We start from the raw sequence: 2713 nt of genomic DNA on the forward strand, positions 1-2713 counted from the left end.
GCAGGCATGACAATTGTCGCTTTTACCCCTAGCTTTTGTGCCGCTAGTGCTAAACCTTGTGCATGGTTTCCGGCTGACGCTGCTATCACCCCATTTGCTAATTGAGCAGGTGATAGCTGACTAATTTTGTTATATGCCCCACGAATCTTAAAGCTGAAAACTGGCTGTAGGTCTTCACGCTTTAAAATAATCTCATTACCAAAACGATTGCTAAGTTGTTTGGCACGAGTCAGTGGTGTTTCTACCGCGACGTCATAGACGTTGGCTTGTAGAATTTTCTTAATGATTGAGTGAGGCATAGTCTTTCCTAAAAAACATATATCTATTATTAGCTTGGCATTATCGCCATCCATCGCGAACAAAGTTCAAAACAGAGCAAGAAATATACCGATTTACTGCCCAGCTATCAAAGGCGAAAGTCGTCTAACCTAATATTTTCTGGTGATATGAGTAACATTAGCGAATTTAACCCTTTATAATGGCCAGAAACTCGTATCTGGCTACTTTCAAGAGCCAACGAAGCATACGAACCACCAGCCCTCTAAACAAAGGTTATGCAGAAAATGACGCAAGACGAATTGAAACTCGCCGTTGCCAAAGCCGCGGTTGAATACATACTTCCCCTTCTTGAAGACGACACCATTGTCGGTGTAGGAACAGGCTCAACAGCGAACCTATTCATTGACGAGCTCGCTCAGCACAAACTTAAGTTTGAAGCGACTGTGGCCAGCTCTGAAGCGTCAGCAGAACGCCTTAAGTCTCACGGCATTCCTGTATATGATTTAAACAGTGTTGCAGATATCGCAGTTTATGTAGATGGGGCTGACGAATCTAACAACCACCTGCATTTGATTAAAGGTGGCGGTGCCGCACTGACTCGCGAGAAAATCGTTGCAGCCGTCAGTAAGCAGTTTGTTTGTATTGCTGACCAATCTAAATTGGTAAATGTGTTGGGCGACTTCCCACTACCCGTTGAAGTGATTCCTATGTCACGTAGCTATGTTGCTCGTGAATTAGTGAAGCTTGGCGGTGACCCGGTTTACCGCGAAGGTGTCGTGACAGATAACGGTAACCAAATTTTAGATGTGTATAACCTAAAAATTGAAGATGCTGTTGCTCTAGAAAATAAGATCAATAGTCTAGTAGGTGTGGTAACTAACGGCTTATTCGCTAGCCGCCCTGCTGATGTTTTGCTACTAGGCACAGAAGAAGGTGTTAAGACTTTAAAAGCCTAATTTTTGGGTAATTCCTTGTCTGAAAAAGCCGACTACTTTTAGTCGGCTTTTTTATATCTCACCTTTTGCCACTCGCTTTGACCAAAAGCTGCTGACACCTAAGTCTACCAGTGGCATAATTTCGACAACTTTGACTCTCATCCCCACTATTAAGGTAGATTTCTGTCATGCAAAGCTTAAACAGCGTTTTAGCATCAAGTTCTGTTCCCGTGTCTTTACAAGAGGTTCTTCAACTTTTAAGCAAAACCTGCATTGATATTTCAGGCAAACTTCAACAGGGCTCACTTGCCGGTATTCTCGGAATGGCAGGTAATGAGAATGTACAAGGTGAAGAGCAGAAAAAGCTAGATGTCATCTCTAATGATATGCTTAAACTTGCCCTATCAACCTCTCCTTCTGTGCGTGCGATTGCCTCTGAAGAAGAAGATGACATAGTGCCAGCAAATACAGACGGGGAGTACCTTGTCGCTTTTGATCCGCTTGATGGCTCTTCCAATATCGATATTAACTCAATGGTCGGCACCATCTTCTCTATCTATCGCCAAACGGGTGACCAAGCAGCGACGGAAGCTGACTTTTTAATACCTGGGCGTGAGCAAGTTGCAGCAGGTTATGTACTTTACGGCCCTTCAAGCATGCTGGTTTTCTCAGCAGGTGATGGCGTATCTATGTACACTTACGACCCAAGACAAGGTGAGTTTATTCAAACCATTGAAAAAGTCAGTGTTTCACAAAACACCCAAGAATTTGCCATTAATATGTCCAATCAACGTTTTTGGGCTCAAGGCATGCAAAACTATGTGAATGACCTTGTCGCAGGCGCTGAAGGCCCGAGAGAAAAGAACTTCAACATGCGTTGGGTAGCCGCAATGGTAGGTGACGTGCACCGTATTCTTTGCCGCGGCGGTATCTTTATCTACCCTTGGGATAACAAAGATCCTAGCAAAGCAGGCAAACTACGTCTTATGTACGAAGCTAACCCTATGGCAATGCTAATTGAACAAGCTGGCGGTAAAGCTCACACTCATACTGATCGTATTCTTGATATTCAACCTGAAGCCATTCACCAGAGAGTCGCTGTCGTGTTAGGTGCAGCAGCAGAAGTAGAGACTTGCTTAAGCTATAAGTAAATTTACTAATATCAAAAAGCCGATAATCAGACTCTGATTATCGGCTTTTTTACTTCTCTAAGGCTGTCTCTAAACACTATCTCTAAAATTGTTTAATAACACTCTCACGAAAGGTTAGCGCTAAAGCCAATCATTCTTTTAATAGAGGGTTATCAGGCAAGCTCATTTGCCAATAGCCCACATCAACCCATTGCCCAAACTTATAGCCTACCTTCTCAAAGTGAGCGACTTTCTTCATGCCAATTTTCTCATGTAATGCAATACTGGCATCATTAGGTAATGCGATTATCGCTAAAAGATTTTTAATAGGCCTTTTGCTAATGGCGTCTAATAAAGCCTGATACAAGC

At 43.0% G+C, this 2713-nt stretch carries 4 protein-coding genes; 2 read left to right on the forward strand and 2 right to left on the reverse strand.

Annotated features, from left to right (window positions below; translation table 11 throughout):
* The coding region (locus MED121_RS07945; RefSeq protein WP_036178979.1) for a pyridoxal-phosphate dependent enzyme at nucleotides 1-299 on the reverse strand (299 nt) is incomplete at its 3' end.
* Between the two features lie 264 nt (nucleotides 300-563).
* Between MED121_RS07945 and rpiA the strand changes: the two genes are divergently transcribed.
* Complete coding sequence (gene rpiA, locus MED121_RS07950) at nucleotides 564-1235, forward strand: ribose-5-phosphate isomerase RpiA (RefSeq protein WP_009833140.1); 672 nt, start codon at nucleotides 564-566, stop codon at nucleotides 1233-1235.
* A 167-nt stretch (nucleotides 1236-1402) separates the two neighbouring features.
* The gene (locus MED121_RS07955) at nucleotides 1403-2365 is read left to right on the forward strand and encodes a class 1 fructose-bisphosphatase (RefSeq protein ID WP_009833141.1); all 963 of its coding nucleotides are present in this window, start codon (nucleotides 1403-1405) and stop codon (nucleotides 2363-2365) included.
* Nucleotides 2366-2495: 130 nt separating this feature from the next.
* On the opposite strand, the gene MED121_RS07960 is transcribed toward MED121_RS07955, so the two are convergent.
* The coding region (locus tag MED121_RS07960) for a GNAT family N-acetyltransferase (RefSeq protein ID WP_036178982.1) at nucleotides 2496-2713 on the reverse strand (218 nt) is incomplete at its 5' end.

Origin of the sequence: Marinomonas sp. MED121 (assembly GCF_000153025.1) — a bacterium.
Taxonomy (GTDB): Bacteria; Pseudomonadota; Gammaproteobacteria; order Pseudomonadales; family Marinomonadaceae; genus Marinomonas.